16 protein-coding genes are annotated in these 17,480 nt (G+C 44.7%); 14 read left to right on the top strand and 2 right to left on the bottom strand.

From position 1 onward, the window contains the following. Nucleotides 1-628 precede the first annotated feature (628 nt). The 9 genes from R7E78_RS10315 to luxS all read left to right on the top strand — a co-directional run bounded on the left by R7E78_RS10315 (nt 629) and on the right by luxS (nt 11,181). Nucleotides 629-886 (top strand): oxaloacetate decarboxylase subunit gamma, encoded by a 258-nt coding sequence (locus R7E78_RS10315; protein WP_005379932.1) that lies wholly within the window; start codon nt 629-631, stop codon nt 884-886. Between the two features lie 31 nt (nt 887-917). Next, nucleotides 918-2,702, top strand: a complete 1,785-nt coding sequence (gene oadA / locus R7E78_RS10320) for a sodium-extruding oxaloacetate decarboxylase subunit alpha (protein ID WP_104979686.1) — start codon at nt 918-920, stop codon at nt 2,700-2,702. Between the two features lie 9 nt (nt 2,703-2,711). Then, a complete protein-coding gene (locus R7E78_RS10325; RefSeq protein WP_085569811.1) occupies nt 2,712-3,842 on the top strand; it encodes a sodium ion-translocating decarboxylase subunit beta in 1,131 nt (376 codons plus the stop codon). A gap of 123 nt (nt 3,843-3,965) precedes the next feature. Further along, nucleotides 3,966-4,916, top strand: a complete 951-nt coding sequence (locus tag R7E78_RS10330) for an NADP-dependent oxidoreductase (protein ID WP_318057877.1) — start codon at nt 3,966-3,968, stop codon at nt 4,914-4,916. After that, the gene (locus R7E78_RS10335; protein ID WP_005379938.1) at nt 4,910-5,371 is read left to right on the top strand and encodes a YqaA family protein; all 462 of its coding nucleotides are present in this window, start codon (nt 4,910-4,912) and stop codon (nt 5,369-5,371) included. The genes R7E78_RS10330 and R7E78_RS10335 overlap by 7 nt, the downstream gene beginning before the upstream one ends. Before the next feature lie 9 nt (nt 5,372-5,380). After that, nucleotides 5,381-8,224 (top strand): M16 family metallopeptidase, encoded by a 2,844-nt coding sequence (locus R7E78_RS10340; protein ID WP_262640747.1) that lies wholly within the window; start codon nt 5,381-5,383, stop codon nt 8,222-8,224. A gap of 156 nt (nt 8,225-8,380) precedes the next feature. Continuing rightward, a complete protein-coding gene (gene gshA, locus R7E78_RS10345; RefSeq protein WP_025768181.1) occupies nt 8,381-9,949 on the top strand; it encodes a glutamate--cysteine ligase in 1,569 nt (522 codons plus the stop codon). 23 nt (nt 9,950-9,972) lie between these two features. After that, complete coding sequence (locus tag R7E78_RS10350) at nt 9,973-10,578, top strand: hypothetical protein (RefSeq protein ID WP_005379943.1); 606 nt, start codon at nt 9,973-9,975, stop codon at nt 10,576-10,578. Nucleotides 10,579-10,662: 84 nt separating this feature from the next. Next, complete coding sequence (gene luxS, locus R7E78_RS10355) at nt 10,663-11,181, top strand: S-ribosylhomocysteine lyase (RefSeq protein ID WP_262640748.1); 519 nt, start codon at nt 10,663-10,665, stop codon at nt 11,179-11,181. 74 nt (nt 11,182-11,255) lie between these two features. Here the strand turns inward: luxS and R7E78_RS10360 are convergent, their stop codons facing one another. Further along, nucleotides 11,256-12,536 (bottom strand): HlyC/CorC family transporter, encoded by a 1,281-nt coding sequence (locus tag R7E78_RS10360; RefSeq protein ID WP_005379948.1) that lies wholly within the window; start codon nt 12,534-12,536, stop codon nt 11,256-11,258. A gap of 124 nt (nt 12,537-12,660) precedes the next feature. Next, nucleotides 12,661-13,455 carry an inner membrane protein YpjD gene (locus R7E78_RS10365; protein ID WP_005379950.1) on the bottom strand — a complete coding sequence of 265 codons (795 nt, stop codon included), beginning with the start codon at nt 13,453-13,455 and terminating at the stop codon, nt 12,661-12,663. Nucleotides 13,456-13,679: 224 nt separating this feature from the next. Between R7E78_RS10365 and ffh the strand changes: the two genes are divergently transcribed. The 5 genes from ffh (at nt 13,680) to rplS (ending at nt 17,281) form a co-directional block, all read left to right on the top strand. Further along, nucleotides 13,680-15,062 carry a signal recognition particle protein gene (ffh, locus tag R7E78_RS10370; protein WP_005385423.1) on the top strand — a complete coding sequence of 461 codons (1,383 nt, stop codon included), beginning with the start codon at nt 13,680-13,682 and terminating at the stop codon, nt 15,060-15,062. 209 nt (nt 15,063-15,271) lie between these two features. Beyond that, complete coding sequence (gene rpsP, locus R7E78_RS10375) at nt 15,272-15,520, top strand: 30S ribosomal protein S16 (RefSeq protein WP_005379962.1); 249 nt, start codon at nt 15,272-15,274, stop codon at nt 15,518-15,520. Between the two features lie 29 nt (nt 15,521-15,549). Further along, nucleotides 15,550-16,098, top strand: coding sequence for a ribosome maturation factor RimM (gene rimM / locus R7E78_RS10380; protein WP_005379964.1), 549 nt, complete (start codon nt 15,550-15,552; stop codon nt 16,096-16,098). Nucleotides 16,099-16,125: 27 nt separating this feature from the next. Continuing rightward, complete coding sequence (gene trmD / locus R7E78_RS10385; RefSeq protein WP_033905595.1) at nt 16,126-16,887, top strand: tRNA (guanosine(37)-N1)-methyltransferase TrmD; 762 nt, start codon at nt 16,126-16,128, stop codon at nt 16,885-16,887. Nucleotides 16,888-16,927: 40 nt separating this feature from the next. Further along, nucleotides 16,928-17,281, top strand: a complete 354-nt coding sequence (gene rplS / locus R7E78_RS10390; protein ID WP_005379971.1) for a 50S ribosomal protein L19 — start codon at nt 16,928-16,930, stop codon at nt 17,279-17,281. Nucleotides 17,282-17,480 lie beyond the last annotated feature (199 nt).

Raw genomic sequence — 17,480 nt, forward strand, 5'->3', positions numbered from 1 at the left:
GTCCTTAGCTCAGCTGGATAGAGTACCTGGCTACGAACCAGGCGGTCGGAGGTTCGAATCCTCCAGGACGCGCCACTCATTGAAACAGCCTCGCAATTGCGAGGCTTTTTTGTATCTAGACATCTGAAATATGGCGTAGGATCACTAGAGCCTATGTTCCTCTTTTTTAAAAGCGAATATGTGCGTATCTAAGCAATTTGCTATCAAGCTTCTGTCGCATCGTGTGAAATCATCCTGATTATCCCTCCTATACACTGACTTCCATTTTTCATTTCAATCACTCTCATGTAGTCACTTTGTTTGTTATTTGTTTATTTATTGTTAATCTTGTTCATCTTTTTGTTTTTGTTGGTTTTTACTGCGTGAGTCCCGATTTGATTTTGAAATCTAAATCGCAGTTTTTATTTATGTCCTCCTTTACTCTGTTCGTAAGGTGATAGCGATTTGAAGTGATTATTTTGTCATGAACTGTGATCTGGGTAGTGAATAAATAATCATTTATCAGGATTACTACAAACCTTCCTTAAACAAAATTGACAAAATTTAACCAATCGAGATAATCCATGGGTCGGGATTTGACACTATTAAAGTCCTGCACGTTGTCAGGATGACAAAGAAAGGAAGCAACATGACTAATATAGGAAGCCTGCTAGTAGATGCGGCCACCCTGATGCTAACGGGGATGGCGGTCGTATTTATTTTCCTCACTATTCTTGTTTATCTCGTTCGGTTAATGTCGAAATTGGTACCAGAAGAAGTACCAGAGCCGATCGCAGCACCAAAAACAAACACTAATATTCAATCAACCTCTTCAGCTGTTAGTCCACAAGTAGTGGCGGCGATCTCGGCTGCGATTCATAAACATCGCGCCTCATTCGCGAAGTAGCCGAACTAGGATTAAAAAGGAGTTTAAGAGCATGTCTAAACCACTAGCTATTACTGATGTGGTCCTTCGTGATGCCCATCAATCACTATTTGCTACGCGTATGCGTATTGAGGATATGCTGCCTATCGCAGCTGAGTTGGATAAGGTTGGTTACTGGTCTCTAGAGACTTGGGGTGGTGCAACATTTGATTCTTGTATTCGATTCTTAGGGGAAGACCCTTGGGAGCGTTTACGTGAACTAAAAAAAGCGATGCCTAATACACCAATGCAAATGCTACTGCGTGGTCAAAACCTTTTAGGATACCGCCATTATGCCGACGACGTAGTAGAAAAGTTTGTTGAACGCGCGCATGCTAACGGCATGGATGTATTCCGTATTTTTGATGCAATGAATGACGTGCGAAACTTCCAGAAAGCCGTGAAAGCAACGGTTGATGTTGGTGCGCATGCTCAAGGTACGTTGTCTTACACAACGAGCCCAGTGCATAACGCAGACACTTGGGTTGACTTGGCAAAACGCCTAGAGGATTTAGGTTGTCATTCGCTGTGTATTAAAGATATGTCTGGCTTACTTAAGCCTTATGAAGCGGAAGAGCTTATCACGCGTATCAAAGCGTCTTGTGATGTGCCATTGGCACTTCATTGTCATGCAACAACGGGGCTGTCTACAGCAACAGCGGTAAAAGCAGTAGAAGCCGGTATTGATATTCTTGATACTGCGATTTCTTCAATGAGTTGTACCTACGGCCATACACCGACTGAAACGGTAGTCGCTATGCTAGAAGGCACCGAGCGAGATACCAATTTGAAACTCGAGCAACTGGAACCTATCGCCGCATATTTCCGTGAGGTACGTAAGAAGTATGCGAAGTGGGAAGGCCAGTTAAAAGGAGTCGATTCACGCATCCTGATTGCCCAAGTGCCTGGTGGTATGTTGACCAATATGGAAGGCCAGTTGAAAGAGCAGGGCGCTGCGGATCGCATTGATGAAGTATTAGAAGAGATCCCTCGTGTACGTAAAGATCTTGGTTTCATTCCATTGGTGACTCCAACTTCACAGATCGTCGGTACGCAAGCGGTGATTAACGTTCTTACTGGCGAGCGCTATAAGAGTATTACCAAGGAAACCGCTGGCCTATTGAAAGGTGAGTACGGTCAAGCGCCAGCCGAGTTAAATGCAGAACTGCAAGCGAAAGTGCTTGATGGTAAAGAGCCAATTAGCTGTCGTCCTGCCGATTTACTTGAGCCTGAAATGGAGACGCTTACGGTTGATCTGATGGAGAAAGCGAAATCAGAAGGCATTAAGCTAGCAAGTGAGCGTGTTGATGACGTACTCACTTATGCACTTTTCCCTCAAGTTGGGCTTAAGTTCCTTAAGAATCGTGAAAACCCAGAAGCATTTGAGCCAGCACCAACGCTAGAAGCTGCGAAGCCTGCTGTACCTGCAGCTCAACCAGCAACTGGTGGTGTAGAAACTTATAGTGTACGTGTTGACGGGCAGGTGTATGAGGTGGAAGTTGGCCCTCAAGGTGAACTGACATCTGTTGCTCCTTCTAATGCACCGGCAAAATCGGCTACACCTAGCACACCTTCTAATGCTTCAGCTGAAGCGGTGCCTGCTCCTCTTGCAGGTAACATCTTCAAAGTGAATGTTCAGCCTGGTGCTGAGGTAGCTGAAGGCGATGTATTGCTCATCCTTGAAGCGATGAAAATGGAAACTGAAGTACGAGCGGCGCGTGGTGGTGTGGTTCAAGAGCTGAACGTTAAAGAAGGCGATGCTGTCACAGTAGGTGCGCCTCTGTTGAGCCTAGCGTAAGGGAGTATCATGGACGGATTGTTAACCCTTTGGGCAGAAACAGGGATCGCTAACTTCGAGTTCGGCCAAATCTGTATGATGCTGGTTGGTTGTACTTTGCTGTTTTTGGCAATTAAAAAAGGATTTGAACCTTTACTGTTATTGCCGATTGGTTTCGGTGCTATTTTGGCGAATATTCCAAATGCTGGCTTTACTGAGCCTGGTGGCTTGCTCTACTACGTTTACTACATTGGGATTGAATCGGGTGTGTTCCCGCTATTAATCTTCATGGGTGTGGGCGCGATGACCGACTTTGGTGCTTTGATCGCAAACCCAAAAACGTTGTGGTTAGGTGCGGCTGCGCAGTTTGGTATTTTTGCAACACTGTTTGGCGCTATTTTGCTCAACTATGTACCTGGCATGGAGTTCTCCATGGCAGATGCTTCGTCTATCGCGATCATCGGTGGTGCTGATGGGCCGACAGCGATTTTCTTAGCGAGTAAGCTCTCTCCAGATCTGCTAGGTGCGATTGCAGTCGCGGCATACAGCTATATGGCATTGGTGCCGATCATCCAGCCACCAATCATGAAAGCACTTACAACCAAGGAAGAGCGTCAAATCAAGATGGCTCAGCTTCGTCATGTTGGTAAATGGGAGAAAGTCATCTTCCCGCTTGCTGTATTACTGATGACGATTCTGTTCTTACCTTCAGCTACGCCATTGGTTGGTATGTTCTGTTTGGGTAACTTGATGCGTGAAGCTGGGGTGGTCGATCGTTTATCGAAAACTGCTCAAAATGAATTGATCAACATAGTGACTATTTTTTTAGGTCTTGGTGTTGGTTCTAAGCTGCAAGCTGAGCAGTTCTTGAACCTAGAAACGTTAGGTATCTTGGGGTTAGGCGCAGTTGCATTTAGTATCGGTACTGGTGCGGGCGTCATGATGGCGAAACTGCTTAACAAGTTCTCGAAAGAAGACATCAACCCACTTATTGGTGCGGCTGGCGTTTCTGCGGTACCAATGGCCGCGCGAGTCGTAAACAAAGTTGGTTTACAAGCTAACCCGCAAAACTTCTTGTTAATGCATGCGATGGGACCAAACGTTGCTGGTGTGCTGGGTTCAGCCGTTGCGGCTGGTATATTGTTAGCACTTGTTGGTTAGACATTATTGAAAATGGAATGATCAACCAATTTACAAAATCACGATTAACTTAGGTTAACAAAATGGTTTATAGTCAAAGGGATGCTTTCGCATCCCTTTTTGTTTTCTTGCAGGGAATGGTTTATGGAACACAAACAGATCGTTATCACTGAGTTTGGTGATGCCAACGTACTCGCGATTCAACATGCTTCTACACCATCACCACAGCTTGGTGAAGTCTTAGTAAAAGTCGCTTTTTCAGGCATAAATCCTATTGATGTCAAAACTCGAGCTGGGCTCGGTTGGGCGGCAGCGCAGAATAAGGATAATTTACCTTGGGTGCCAGGTTACGACATCTCAGGAAAAGTGATGTCTTGTGGAGAGGGGGCATCACGTTTTAATGAAGGTGATGAGGTGGCTGGATTTATTGGTTTCCCAGTTCGAGGCGGTGGTTACAGCCAATACATATGTGTTCCAGAAACTGAGTTAAGTCATGTTCCTAGCTCTGTCACTTTAGAGGCAGCTGCTGCATTACCGTTGGCGGGACAAACTGCGGCACAAGCTCTCAGTAAGGCTAATGTGAATGAAAACGATCGCGTACTTATCCTCGCTGGAGCCGGTGGTGTTGGACACCTCGCGGTACAAATTGCGATCGCGACGAAAGCGGAAGTCTTTACAACCTGCAGTGAACGAAATTTAGATTACCTTGCGACGCTCGGTGCTCATGCAGTGAACTATCAATTTGCACCAGTGTCAGAACGTGTTGAAGATGTTGATGTTTTGATTGATTTAGTAGGCGGAGATGCTGTGTTAGATGCGCTTAAATGCCTGAAAGACAATGCGAGAGTCATCACCGTTCCAACCATCACAGCTGAGCTGATTTGTGAAAAAGCCAAACTCCTAGGCTTTGAGGCTAGTGGCATGTTGGTTGAACCAGACCCTGCGCAGTTAGATACCTTGTTGTATATGGTCGGCGTTGGCTTACTGAAGACTGAAATTCAACAGGTTTATCCTATGAGTGATGTCATTGGTGCTCACCAGCAGGTCGAATCAGGAAGAACCAGAGGCAAGGTGTTGCTTGATATGACATGCTAGAAGCATTTAACACGAGTTTTGAAAGTTTAGCGCTTTGGTTTTCAGATTCAGCATTATGGGTGCTTTTCATGACCGGTTTTCTCAGTGCCACGTTGTTGCCTGGTGGTTCTGAGGCGGGCTTAGTTGCCACTCTCTCATTAAATCAATACTCCGTTTCTTCAATTGTTATGGTCGCTACTATCGGTAATACGCTTGGTGGCTTAACAAATTATTGGCTTGGCTTGTGGATTCCCAACAAAGCACAAGAGGAAAAGCACGGTCATACCGCATTAAAGTGGCTCTCTAAGTATGGCTATTGGGGATTATTTTTTAGCTGGTTACCTGTAATTGGAGACCCGCTGTGTTTAGCCGCAGGGTGGCTAAGAATGAAGTTTCTGCCTTGCGTGATTTTAATATTTTTAGGAAAGGCTGCTAGGTATAGCTTACTTGCGGCCATCTATCTCGGATTATTTTAAGGAAAGTACATGAAGATGTTTTGGGTTGGCGCGTGTTCACTGTTGGTGATCACGGGCTGTGCATCAAATACGCCAGTTTCATCACTGCCGAAAGGGGTAACTTTCGTTGAGTCATCGAAAGCTGAAGAAGGCAAAGTTAAGATTCCATACCAAAAGTATAAACTCGATAATGGTTTAACGGTGATCTTAGCTCCTGAAGATTCTGACCCATTGGTCCATGTGGATGTGACTTACCATGTTGGTTCAGCTCGTGAAGAAGTGGGTAAGTCTGGTTTTGCGCATTTCTTTGAGCACATGATGTTCCAAGGTTCAGAGAACGTTGGTGACCAAGAGCACTTCAGAATCATCACAGAGGCTGGCGGCACGTTAAATGGTACAACAAACCGCGATCGTACTAACTACTTTGAAACTGTCCCTGCTAACCAGCTCGAGAAAATGCTGTGGTTAGAGTCTGACCGTATGGGCTTTTTGTTGGATGCGGTTTCTCAACGCAAATTTGAAATTCAGCGTTCGACTGTAAAAAATGAGCGAGCTCAGCGTTACGATAATCGTCCTTATGGCTTGATTTGGGAGCGCATGTCCGAAGCGCTATATCCTGAAGGTCATCCGTATTCGTGGCAAACCATTGGTTATGTTGAAGATCTTGATCGTGTTGATGTGAACGACCTCAAAGCGTTTTTCTTGCGTTGGTATGGCCCAAACAATGCGACTATCACGATCGGTGGTGACTTAGACGTTGAACAAACTCTAGAGTGGGTAAATAAGTACTTCGGTTCGATTCCTCGTGGTCCTGAGGTTGAAAATGCGCCGAAACAACCTGCAAAACTGCAAGAAGACAAATACATCACTCTAGAAGATCGTATTCAACAACCTATGGTGATGATCGCGTGGCCAACAACCTACAACGGCGAAGAAAGCCAAGCGTCTCTCGATACATTATCAGAAGTATTGGGGGGCGGTACCAACAGCGTGCTCTATCAAGACCTAGTGAAGACTCAAAAAGCGTTCGATGCTGGTTCATTCCATGATTGTGCTGAACTGGCGTGTAACTTTTACGTTTACGCAATGGGTGATTCTGGAGATAAAGGCGACCTATCAAAACTGTACGACGAGCTTTTACAATCACTTAATCAGTTTGCGGAAAAAGGCGTGACAGAAGATCGCCTTGAGCAGTTGAAGGGTAAAGCGGAAGCGGATGCTATTTTTGCGCTAGAAAGCGTTAAAGGTAAAGTGACTCAGTTGGCTTCCAACGAGACATTTTTCGGCGATCCTGATCGTCTTGAGCAACAGCTTGAACAAATCCGTGCAGTTACGCCGACTTCGGTAGAAAAAGCGTATACGGACTTTATCCAAGGTAAGAACAAAGTGACCCTAAGCGTGGTCCCAAAAGGAAAAACAGACCTTGTCGTAAAACCTGCGACCTTTGTGACACCAAAGCGTACGCTGCCAGAATATGAGAAGATTTCCGATGACCAATTGGCGTATCGTCGTGCGACCGATAACTTCGATCGCTCAGTGCAACCGCCAGTAGGAGAACCAGTGAAAGCGACGATGCCAGAGCTGTACGAGTTACATTTCAAGAATGGCTCAGAGCTGCTTGGTGCAGTTAGCGATGAAACGCCGACGGTGATGATGCAATTTAGTTTACCTGCAGGGACACGTTTTGTTGAAAAGGGTAAAGAAGGTCTTGCCCAATTGACCGCTGCGATGTTGCAAGAAGGTACAACGAAACGCAGTGTCGAAGAGATTCAAGCTGAGCTTGATAAACTAGGTAGTGTTATCTCTGTTAATGCCACAGGTTATACAACAAACATCAGTGTTTCTGCTCTAGAAAAGAACTTAGAGCCGACGTTAAAAATTGTCGAAGAGATGTTGCTGTCTCCTGCATTTAATCAAGATGATTTCGAGCGTGTAAAAATGCAAGCGCTAGAAGGCCTGGTATATGAGCACCAAAATCCAAGTTGGATGGCGTCACAAGCGAGTCGTCAGGTGCTCTATGGGGATTCGGTTTTTGCTCGACCAAAAGACGGCACGCAAGCAGGTGTCAGTGCATTAACGTTGGATGATGTCCGTGAATTCTACTCGAAGCATTACACGCCACAAAGTGCGCAAATCGTCGTTGTTGGTGACATCAATAAACAGGAAATTGAGCAGCAACTGACGTTCTGGAAAAACTGGCAAGATGAAGCTGCGCCATTGTATGCACCGCAAAGCATTGCTGCATTAGGTGAGCAAAAGATCCATCTTGTTGATAAACCAGGAGCGCCGCAAAGTGTGGTCATGATGGTTCGTCAAGGTATGCCTTACGACGCAACGGGCGATTTTTACCTAAGCCAACTGGCAAACTTCAACTTAGCTGGGAACTTCAATAGCCGCATTAACCAAAATCTACGTGAAGACAAGGGTTACACATACGGTGCTTACGGCTATTTCTCTGGTAATCCAGAAACAGGCTCGGTGGTTTTCACCGCGCAAGTACGAGCGGATGCAACGGTTGCTTCGATCATTGAGATGGAAAATGAGCTAAATGAATACTCGCAGTCAGGTATTACTGATGAAGAGATGAAATTTATGCGTCAAGCGGTCGGTCAAAAAGATGCACTGAAATATGAAACGCCAACACAAAAAGCGGAGCTCATCAGTGATATTCTTAAGTACAACCTCGATCATGATTACTTGCAGCAAAGAAACGCTATCGTAGAAAAAGTTGATAAGCAGACGTTGAATGCGCTGGCTCAGAAATGGTTTGATCCAAATGACTATCAAATTATCGTCGTTGGTGATGCTAAATCGTTGCGTCCTCAATTAGAAAAGTTGGGGAAAGACGTAGAAGAGCTTGAAATCATTCGATAGAGTACACATTTAATAGCGGAGAAACGTTTCTCCGCTATTCATCTAGATAAGCAACTTTTCGTGGGTTATTTATCTAGATGTATTAACTATCAATAACTTAGCTTACACTTGTGTTATGTAACAAGTGTCCTGCTCCCAATATAAGCGAACCTCATTTTGACTGATTTTGCTGCGCGACTAAAAAAAGTTGCATCAAACCCCGAAGTATTTAAGCAGTTTGGACGCGGTGTTGAGCGAGAAACTTTGCGCTATCGTCAGGATGGACATCTAGCTACAACTCCTCATCCTGAAGGGTTAGGCTCTGCGTTCACAAATCAATGGATCACAACGGATTTTTCGGAATCATTGTTAGAGTTCATTACGCCTGTGTCACATGAAATTCCAGAACTGATGGCACAGCTGAAAGATATCCATCATTTCACTCAAACCAAAATGGGTGAAGAGAAAATGTGGCCACTATCAATGCCTTGCTACGTAGGCTCAGAGGATGATATTCAGTTAGCCCAGTATGGCTCTTCGAATGCAGCGAAAATGAAAACGTTGTACCGAGAAGGCCTAAAGCGTCGTTATGGCAGCCTGATGCAAATTATTTCAGGTGTCCACTTTAACTTCTCGTTTCCTGAAACATTTTGGGATGCGCTCTATGGCGAGCAAGATGAACAAGCCCGCCAAGATGCTAAGTCTGATGCGTACTTTGCGTTGATCCGTAATTACTACCGCTTTGGCTGGATGATTCCCTACTTCTTTGGTGCATCACCAGCGTTATGTGGCTCTTTTATTCAAGGTCGTGAAACCGATCTGCCATTCGAGAAGATTGGCGGGACATTATATTTGCCGAAGTCGACGTCTTTGCGTTTGAGCGATCTTGGCTATACCAATAGTGCTCAAAGTGTGCTGAAAATTGGTTTTAACAGTATTGACCAATACCTCGATGGTTTGAGTGATGCGATTCGCCACCCATCAGAAGAGTTTGCGAAAATTGGGGTAAAAGTGGATGGTGAATACCGCCAGCTTAATTCCAATATCTTACAAATTGAGAATGAACTGTACGCTCCGATTCGTCCAAAACGTGTATCGAAAAGTGGTGAGAAGCCTTCAGATGCGTTACGACGCGGTGGTGTCGAATACATTGAAGTTCGTTCTCTAGATGTTAACCCATTCAGCGCAGTGGGCTTAAATGAAGATCAAGTACGATTCTTGGATCTCTTCCTTACCTGGGCGGCCTTGTCAGACTCAGACCCTATGGATAACTGTGAATTAGAGTGTTGGCGCGATAACTGGAATAAAGTCATTGTTTCTGGCCGTGAAAAAGGTCTAATGCTGCAAATTGGTTGTCAAGGTGAACGTCTATCTCTACAAGATTGGGCACACCGAGTTTTCGTCGAGTTACGTCAAATAGCACAGCAAATGGATATGACCGCTGGTGGCAGTGCATACCAAGATGTGTGTAATCAACTCGAGACATGGATTGATAACCCAGAACTAACGATCTCTGGTCAACTATTAGAGCTAACGAAAGAGCTGGGTGGGCTAGGTAAAGTTGGTTGTACTCTTGGTATGAAGTACCGTGATGAAAACCTAGCTCACGGTTATCAGTACTACTCACAAGATACGATGGAAACGGAAGTAGCGTCGTCCGTGGAAAAACAAAAGCAAGCAGAGCAGAGTGACACGCTTTCTTTTGATGATTTTTTGGAAGATTACTTTGCTTACCTGAAGCAGTAATGACTAACTAAGGATTGGTGCGGTTGAACATTAAGTCGTCAGTAGTAGCGGTACTTGGAAGCGTGTTACTTGCAGGTTGTGCTACGGCACCGCCAAAGCAGCAGAATAACTTATGCGAGATATTCCGAGAGAAATCCGGTTGGTACGATGATGCCAAAGATATGGAAGATGAATGGGGGACCCCTATTCATGTCGCTATGGCCATCATTAAACAAGAAAGCAGCTTTCGGCACGATGCAAAACCACCTAAAGATTATTTGCTAGGGTTTATTCCTTGGGGACGAGTCAGCAGTGCGTATGGTTACGCTCAAGCTCAAGACCCTGCTTGGGAAGACTTCCAAGATGCCACAGGTCAGGGTGGCTCTCGTACCAACTTCGATGATTCTATGATGTTTGTCGGTTGGTATACTCATGAAACACGGCGTCAGCTAGGGATTTCATTATGGGATCCCTATAACCAGTATCTGGCTTATCATGAAGGGCGAGGTGGGTATAAGCGAGGTACTTATAATCGAAAGCCTAGTTTAATCAAAGTCGCTCGACGTGTTGAACAAACAGCGAAAACTTATGGCTGGCAGCTGAAGCAATGTCGTCAGGAATTAGAAGACAACAGCAGCTGGTTCTTTTAGCCCACAGTCAGTTCATGTGCTGTAGGGATGAATGACATTTATCCATTACCGAAAGGTACTGGAGTTACAATCAGGAGAGATGTAATGCCTTTACTCGATAGTTTTACCGTGGACCACACTCGTATGAATGCACCCGCTGTACGAGTGGCGAAAACCATGCAGACCCCAAAAGGGGATACGATTACTGTTTTCGACTTACGCTTTACTGCGCCAAACAAAGACATTCTTTCTGAAAAAGGTATTCACACCCTAGAGCACCTTTATGCAGGCTTTATGCGTAATCACCTAAACGATGATTCTGTTGAGATCATCGATATTTCGCCTATGGGTTGCCGCACAGGTTTTTACATGAGCCTGATTGGCACACCATCAGAGCAGCAAGTCGCAGATGCTTGGATTGCAGCAATGGAAGATGTGCTGAAGGTAGAAAGTCAGAATAAGATCCCTGAACTTAACGAATACCAATGCGGCACGGCAGCAATGCACTCTTTAAAAGAAGCACAACAGATCGCAAAGAACATTTTGGATGCTGGTGTTTCGGTGAACAAAAATGATGAACTTGCTTTGCCTGAGTCGATGTTAAAAGAGTTGCGCATCAACTAGGTGCTTATTAAGAATAAGAAGCATATTGCCCCAATAAGTAAAAAAGCCTGACATGAGTCAGGCTTTTCTTTTGGTTATTTGGATGTCGATTTTTTCTTCTTCGGATAAACACGAACGAGCTTGATTCGGTTCTCTTCAATCTCAACAAGTTCCATTGGGTGACCCGCTACTCTCACGCTTAAATGGCTCTCTGGAATATCTTCCAGGTGCTCCAAAATAAGACCGTTTAACGTTCTTGGGCCATCCGTTGGTAAATCCCATTTCAGGCCTTTGTTAATATCTCGAATATTGGTGCTGCCTTCAATAAGAAAGCTTCCGTCACCCTGAGGACTGATTTCATCAGAGAGGCTTGGAGAAATTGACGTCGTGAACTCACCAATGATCTCTTCCAGAATATCTTCAAGAGTGATTAGACCGATGATATCACCGTACTCATCCACGATCAGACCGATACGTTGCTTGTTGCGTTGGAATTTCAACATTTGCACGTTCAGTGGTGTGCCTTCTGGGATGTAATAGACCTCATCAGCAGCACGTAATAGCGTTTCTTTGTTGAATTCGTTCTTTTCCAACATCAGACGATAAGCTTCACGCAAGCGCAGCATGCCAACCACTTCATCAATTTGGTCACGATAGAAAACTATGCGTCCATGTGGTGAGTGTGTTAGCTGGCGAACAATGGATTTCCAGTCGTCGTTAATATCAATACCGGTAATTTCATTGCGTGGGACCATAATGTCGTTCACGGTGACGTGCTCAAGATCTAAAATAGACACTAGCATGTCTTGGTGTCGGCGAGGGATCAAACCGCCAGCTTCATTTACCACCGTACGCAGCTCATCGGAGCTAAGATGATCTTCTGCTGAGTGATCCGCTCTTACGCCAAGTAAGCGGATAAAGCCATTCGTAATAAAATTAACAAGCATCACTAAAGGCGACAGTAACTTCATCAGTATGGTCAATAATATACTGCTCGCGTAGGACACGCGTTCAGGGTAAAGCGCTGCAATTGTTTTAGGGGTAACCTCGGCAAAAACCAATACAACCATAGTTAGTGCACCGGTTGCGATAGCGACACCTAAATCACCATACAAACGCATACCAATAATGGTCGCGATCGCGGACGCGAGAATATTAACGAGGTTGTTGCCGATAAGAATAAGACCAATCAAACGATCTGGACGGTCTAATAGTCTTTCGACTCGCTTAGCACCCTTATGCCCGTTTTTGGCTAAGTGTTTTAAGCGATAACGATTCAGAGACATCATCCCTGTTTCTGAACCGGAAAAGTAACCTGATATGACGATAAGACACGCGAGTAGCGCAAACAAGATACCCGTAGAGATGTCGTCCAAAACGTTGCTGTTCCTTGTAAGTATTGGGTTATATAACGGTTGAGTAAGTCCGTTAAGTCAAAGAGTTAAGGCGTACTGTATTTTATCTAGCCTAAAATATAAAGGATAGGAGCCCTAGAGCTCCTTAATTCAAGATGATTTCTTTTACAAAGCGACTGCCAAAATATGCCAGAGTTAACAGTGTTGCTCCTGCAACAGCGAACCATGTGACTTTTCTACCACGCCAGCCTTTTTGATAGTGACCCCAAAGCAGTATTGAGTACACCACCCAAGCGATGAAAGAAAGAATGCCCTTATGTGCCTTACCTTGGGCAAACATATCCTGCACAAAGACAAAGCCAGTAATGAGCGTGGCAGTTAACAATAAGTTACCGATCAAAATAATTTTGAAGAGTTGACGCTCCACCATTAATAGAGGCGGCAGGTTTGGGTTAATCGCCAAAGATTTTTTTGCTTTCAGTTTGTGATCCAGCCAAGCCAACTGAAGCGCATAGAGTGCCCCGATAGTTAAAGTCGCGTATGAGAAGAGCGCAAATGAAATATGAATGAGTAGCTTAGGGTCATTCTCTAGGTGCTTTATAAACGTGCTTGGCAAAAATGTGGCAGCAGATAAATTGATGGCAGCAAAGCTATAAACGACAGGCAATAAAAACCACAGTCGGTTTTTCAACATAGCAAGGCTCATGACCAGAGAAATAATAAAACTGATCAAAGAAGCCACGTTGAGAATACTCAGGTTTTGACCTGAACCATCAAAAATCAGATCACTCAAAATCCACGCATGAAAAACAAGCGCACAGGCAGCACTAGCAAACACTGTTTTTGCTTTGATTCCTGACTGTTGTGAGAGTCCGGGTATGATGGTCGCAATCGCCAAGACATAAAGTATGGCGGCCGCGATGGCTATTAAGCTATCCATGAATCCTAAATATTATTGTGCACGATGGAGAAATTATACCTTGCATTACACTTTGGGGCTACGTTATATCCGACATCAATCGTGAGAGATGAGATATTGAAATTAATAAGTTACCGCACCATATATAAATAGAGACAAGAATAGGACAGCGGTACGGGTATGACTCAGACCTTGGCTAATGTATACTCACACTAATTAATCGCCATTTTAGCGAAGAGACAAAGATGTTTGAGAATTTAACGGATCGATTATCCAAAACGCTGAAAAATATCAGTGGTAAAGGTCGTCTGACCGAAGACAACATTAAAGAAACCCTACGTGAAGTCCGAATGGCTCTACTTGAAGCTGACGTTGCGCTTCCGGTCGTTCGTGAATTTGTGAACCGCGTTAAAGAAAAAGCGGTGGGCGTAGAAGTTTCTAAATCTCTGACTCCAGGTCAGGAATTTATCAAGATCGTTCAAACAGAACTTGAAGCCGTAATGGGTGAGTCGAATGAGGCGCTAAACCTTGCTGCTCAACCACCTGCTGTGCTTCTTATGGCTGGTCTACAAGGTGCGGGTAAAACCACATCGGTAGGTAAGTTATCTAAGCTTCTAAAAGAACGTGACAAGAAGAAAGTCTTGGTTGTGTCTGCCGACGTTTACCGTCCTGCGGCAATCAAGCAGCTTGAAACACTGGCATCAGACATCGGTGTTGACTTCTTCCCATCATCACCAGACCAAAAGCCTATTGATATCGCCAATGCAGCGATTGACCATGCGAAGAAAAAATTCTACGACGTATTGATTGTCGATACCGCAGGTCGTTTGGCAATTGATGAAGAGATGATGGGGGAGATCAAAGATCTTCACGCAGCTATCAACCCAGTAGAAACGCTATTTGTTGTTGACGCCATGACGGGTCAAGACGCAGCAAATACAGCAAAAGCCTTTGGCGATGCGCTACCTCTTACCGGTGTAGTTCTAACTAAGGTTGATGGTGATGCTCGTGGTGGTGCGGCACTTTCAGTACGCCATGTCACGGGCAAGCCAATCAAATTCTTGGGTGTCGGTGAAAAAACTGACGCGCTAGAACCGTTCCACCCAGATCGTGTTGCTTCACGTATTCTTGGCATGGGTGACGTTTTGTCTTTGATTGAAGACCTACAACGCAACGTTGACCAAGAAAAGGCAGAAAAGTTAGCGAAGAAGTTCAAAGAGAAGAAAGGTTTCGACCTTGAAGATTTCCGTGAACAGCTAGGCCAGATGCAAAACATGGGCGGCATGATGGGGATGATGGATAAGCTTCCAGGAATGTCCCAGCTACCAGACAATGTGAAAGACAAAGTCGATGACAAGATGTTCAAACAGATGGAAGCGATCATCAGCTCCATGACAATGAAAGAACGTCAACGCCCAGAAATTATCAAGGGCTCGCGCAAGAAGCGTATCGCGGCTGGTTCTGGTGTGCAGGTTCAAGATGTAAACCGCTTACTAAAACAGTTCACCCAAATGCAGAAAATGATGAAAAAGATGCAAAAAGGTGGCATGAAAGGCATGATGCGCAACATGCAAGGCATGATGGGCGGCATGGGTGGTGGCGGTGGCTTCAACCCATTTGGTCGTTAATTAATCGATCACGCATAGATTCAGGGTGTTAGGTACGTCACAAACTTTAAATTCAATTTATGTTGGTGAAAAAGTAACTAAACTCCTTGCATTGCTCCGGGAGAAGAGTAAACTTCCGGAGCTTTATTTTGGCACGAGACCCCAAGCTGTTTAATTTATTGAATGGTTTTTGGGGTTAATTTTATTTTTGAGAAAGCAAAGAGGACGACATGGTAACCATTCGTTTGGCACGTCACGGCGCTAAAAAGCGTCCATTTTATCAAATCGTAGTAGCGGACAGCCGCAACGCTGCAACTGGCCGTTTCATCGAGAAAGTTGGTTTCTTCAACCCAACTGCTAAAGGTCAAGAAGAAGGTCTACGTCTAGACCTAGACCGCGTTAACCACTGGGTTGGTCAAGGCGCGTCAGTATCTGACCGTGTTGCTAAGCTAGTTAAAGACGCTCAAAAAGCGGCTTAATTTTTTACTTGAAAAGTAGAAACTAGTTTATGTCGATGAAAGGTAAAGAAACAATGAGCAACGAAAAGATTGTTGTAGGCAAGTTTGGTGCTACTTACGGCATTCGTGGTTGGCTTAAGGTTTTTTCCTACACAGACAATGCTGAAAGCATTTTCGATTACAGCCCTTGGTACATTAACCAAAAGGGCAAGTGGGTTGAGTACAAAGTAGAAAGCTGGAAGCGCCATAACAAAGGTATGGTGGCTAAGCTGGAAGGCATGGATGTTCGTGAAGACGCGCATCTAATGACGAACTTTGAAATTGCTATTGACCCTGCGGTACTTCCTGAATTGTCAGAGGATGAGTTCTACTGGCGCGAATTGTTTGGGATGCAAGTTGTAACTACTAAAGGTTACGATCTAGGTGTCGTTACTGACATGCTAGAAACTGGCTCAAACGATGTTCTGGTTGTTAAAGCAAATCTTAAAGATGCTTTCGGGCAGAAGGAACGATTAATCCCGTTCCTTGAAGAGCAAGTGATCATTAATGTTGATCGCGAAGCTCAACGGATCGAAGTTGACTGGGATCCTGGATTCTAATCTCCAAAATTACAGAGCGAGATAAACATGTGGGTTGGCGTTATTAGCCTTTTTCCAGAAATGTTCCGTTCTGTTACTGATTTTGGAGTAACAGGTCAAGCGGTTAAAAAAGGTCTTTTGTCGATTGAGACTTGGAATCCTAGAGATTTCACTCACGACAAACATCGCACAGTCGATGACCGACCTTACGGTGGTGGCCCTGGTATGTTAATGATGGTTCAGCCTTTGCGCGATGCCATTTATACCGCGAAAGCAGCCTCACCGGGCAAGACGAAAGTCATCTACCTTTCTCCTCAAGGTCGCAAGCTCGACCAGAAAGGAGTGGAAGAACTGGCAACGAATGAGAACTTGCTTCTGATTTGTGGTCGTTATGAAGGGGTAGATGAGCGCATCATTCAATCTGAAGTCGACGAAGAATGGTCGATTGGTGATTTTGTGATGACGGGTGGTGAGATACCAGCCATGACGTTAATCGACGCTGTCTCTCGGTTTGTTCCGGGTGTACTAGGGGATTTCGCGTCAGCAGAAGAAGACTCTTTTGCAAATGGCTTGTTAGATTGCCCTCACTATACGCGTCCAGAAGTATTGGATGACAAAGAGGTACCAGCGGTACTGATGTCAGGCAATCACAAGGACATTCGTCAATGGCGACTCAAGCAGTCGTTGGGCCGTACTTGGCTAAGAAGACCAGAGCTCCTGGAAAACCTAGCTCTGACTGACGAACAGGAACAATTACTTGCTGAGTTTGTTAATGAGCATAAAGCCATTAAAGAACATAACGCAAAGTAACCTAATTTATTTAGTATCAGTTTATTCTAGGAATTTAAAAATGAGTAACATCATCAAAGCTCTTGAAGAAGAGCAAATGAAATCAGACCTACCTAAATTTGCACCAGGTGACACTGTTGTAGTTCAAGTTAAGGTAAAAGAAGGTGACCGTGAGCGTCTACAGGCTTTCGAAGGCGTTGTAATCGCAATCCGTAACCGTGGTCTACACTCTGCTTTCACTGTACGTAAGATCTCTAACGGTGAAGGTGTTGAGCGTACGTTCCAAACACACTCTCCAATCGTTGATAGCATCGAAGTTAAACGCCGTGGTGCAGTACGTCGTGCCAAGTTGTACTACCTACGTGAGCGTTCTGGTAAGTCTGCTCGTATCAAAGAGAAACTTGCTAAGAAGTAATGCTATAACTAGTGTTCTCATCTTAAACGGAGTCCTTTTAGGGCTCCGTTTTTTTATTTGTGTAATTAGCTTGCTCGTTTCTTTTCACCCGAACTGAACTGTCGATGCTCATGCACTGATGTACACTCCACGCCTCTGCCTTGCTGTGAATAGATTCCTGATGTCGCTATGGCTCCTCGGAATGACGGGAAATGATGAT

The sequence above is a fragment of the Vibrio sp. YT-19(2023) genome (assembly GCF_033337395.1).

Coding starts and splice junctions, on each gene's coding strand:
- R7E78_RS10315 (WP_005379932.1), top strand. CDS start 629: ATGACTAATATAGGAAGCCTGCTAGTAGATGCGGCCACCCTGATGCTA.
- oadA (WP_104979686.1), top strand. CDS start 918: ATGTCTAAACCACTAGCTATTACTGATGTGGTCCTTCGTGATGCCCAT.
- R7E78_RS10325 (WP_085569811.1), top strand. CDS start 2,712: ATGGACGGATTGTTAACCCTTTGGGCAGAAACAGGGATCGCTAACTTC.
- R7E78_RS10330 (WP_318057877.1), top strand. CDS start 3,966: ATGGAACACAAACAGATCGTTATCACTGAGTTTGGTGATGCCAACGTA.
- R7E78_RS10335 (WP_005379938.1), top strand. CDS start 4,910: ATGCTAGAAGCATTTAACACGAGTTTTGAAAGTTTAGCGCTTTGGTTT.
- R7E78_RS10340 (WP_262640747.1), top strand. CDS start 5,381: ATGAAGATGTTTTGGGTTGGCGCGTGTTCACTGTTGGTGATCACGGGC.
- luxS (WP_262640748.1), top strand. CDS start 10,663: ATGCCTTTACTCGATAGTTTTACCGTGGACCACACTCGTATGAATGCA.
- R7E78_RS10365 (WP_005379950.1), bottom strand. CDS start 13,455: ATGGATAGCTTAATAGCCATCGCGGCCGCCATACTTTATGTCTTGGCG.
- ffh (WP_005385423.1), top strand. CDS start 13,680: ATGTTTGAGAATTTAACGGATCGATTATCCAAAACGCTGAAAAATATC.
- rpsP (WP_005379962.1), top strand. CDS start 15,272: ATGGTAACCATTCGTTTGGCACGTCACGGCGCTAAAAAGCGTCCATTT.
- rimM (WP_005379964.1), top strand. CDS start 15,550: ATGTCGATGAAAGGTAAAGAAACAATGAGCAACGAAAAGATTGTTGTA.
- trmD (WP_033905595.1), top strand. CDS start 16,126: ATGTGGGTTGGCGTTATTAGCCTTTTTCCAGAAATGTTCCGTTCTGTT.
- rplS (WP_005379971.1), top strand. CDS start 16,928: ATGAGTAACATCATCAAAGCTCTTGAAGAAGAGCAAATGAAATCAGAC.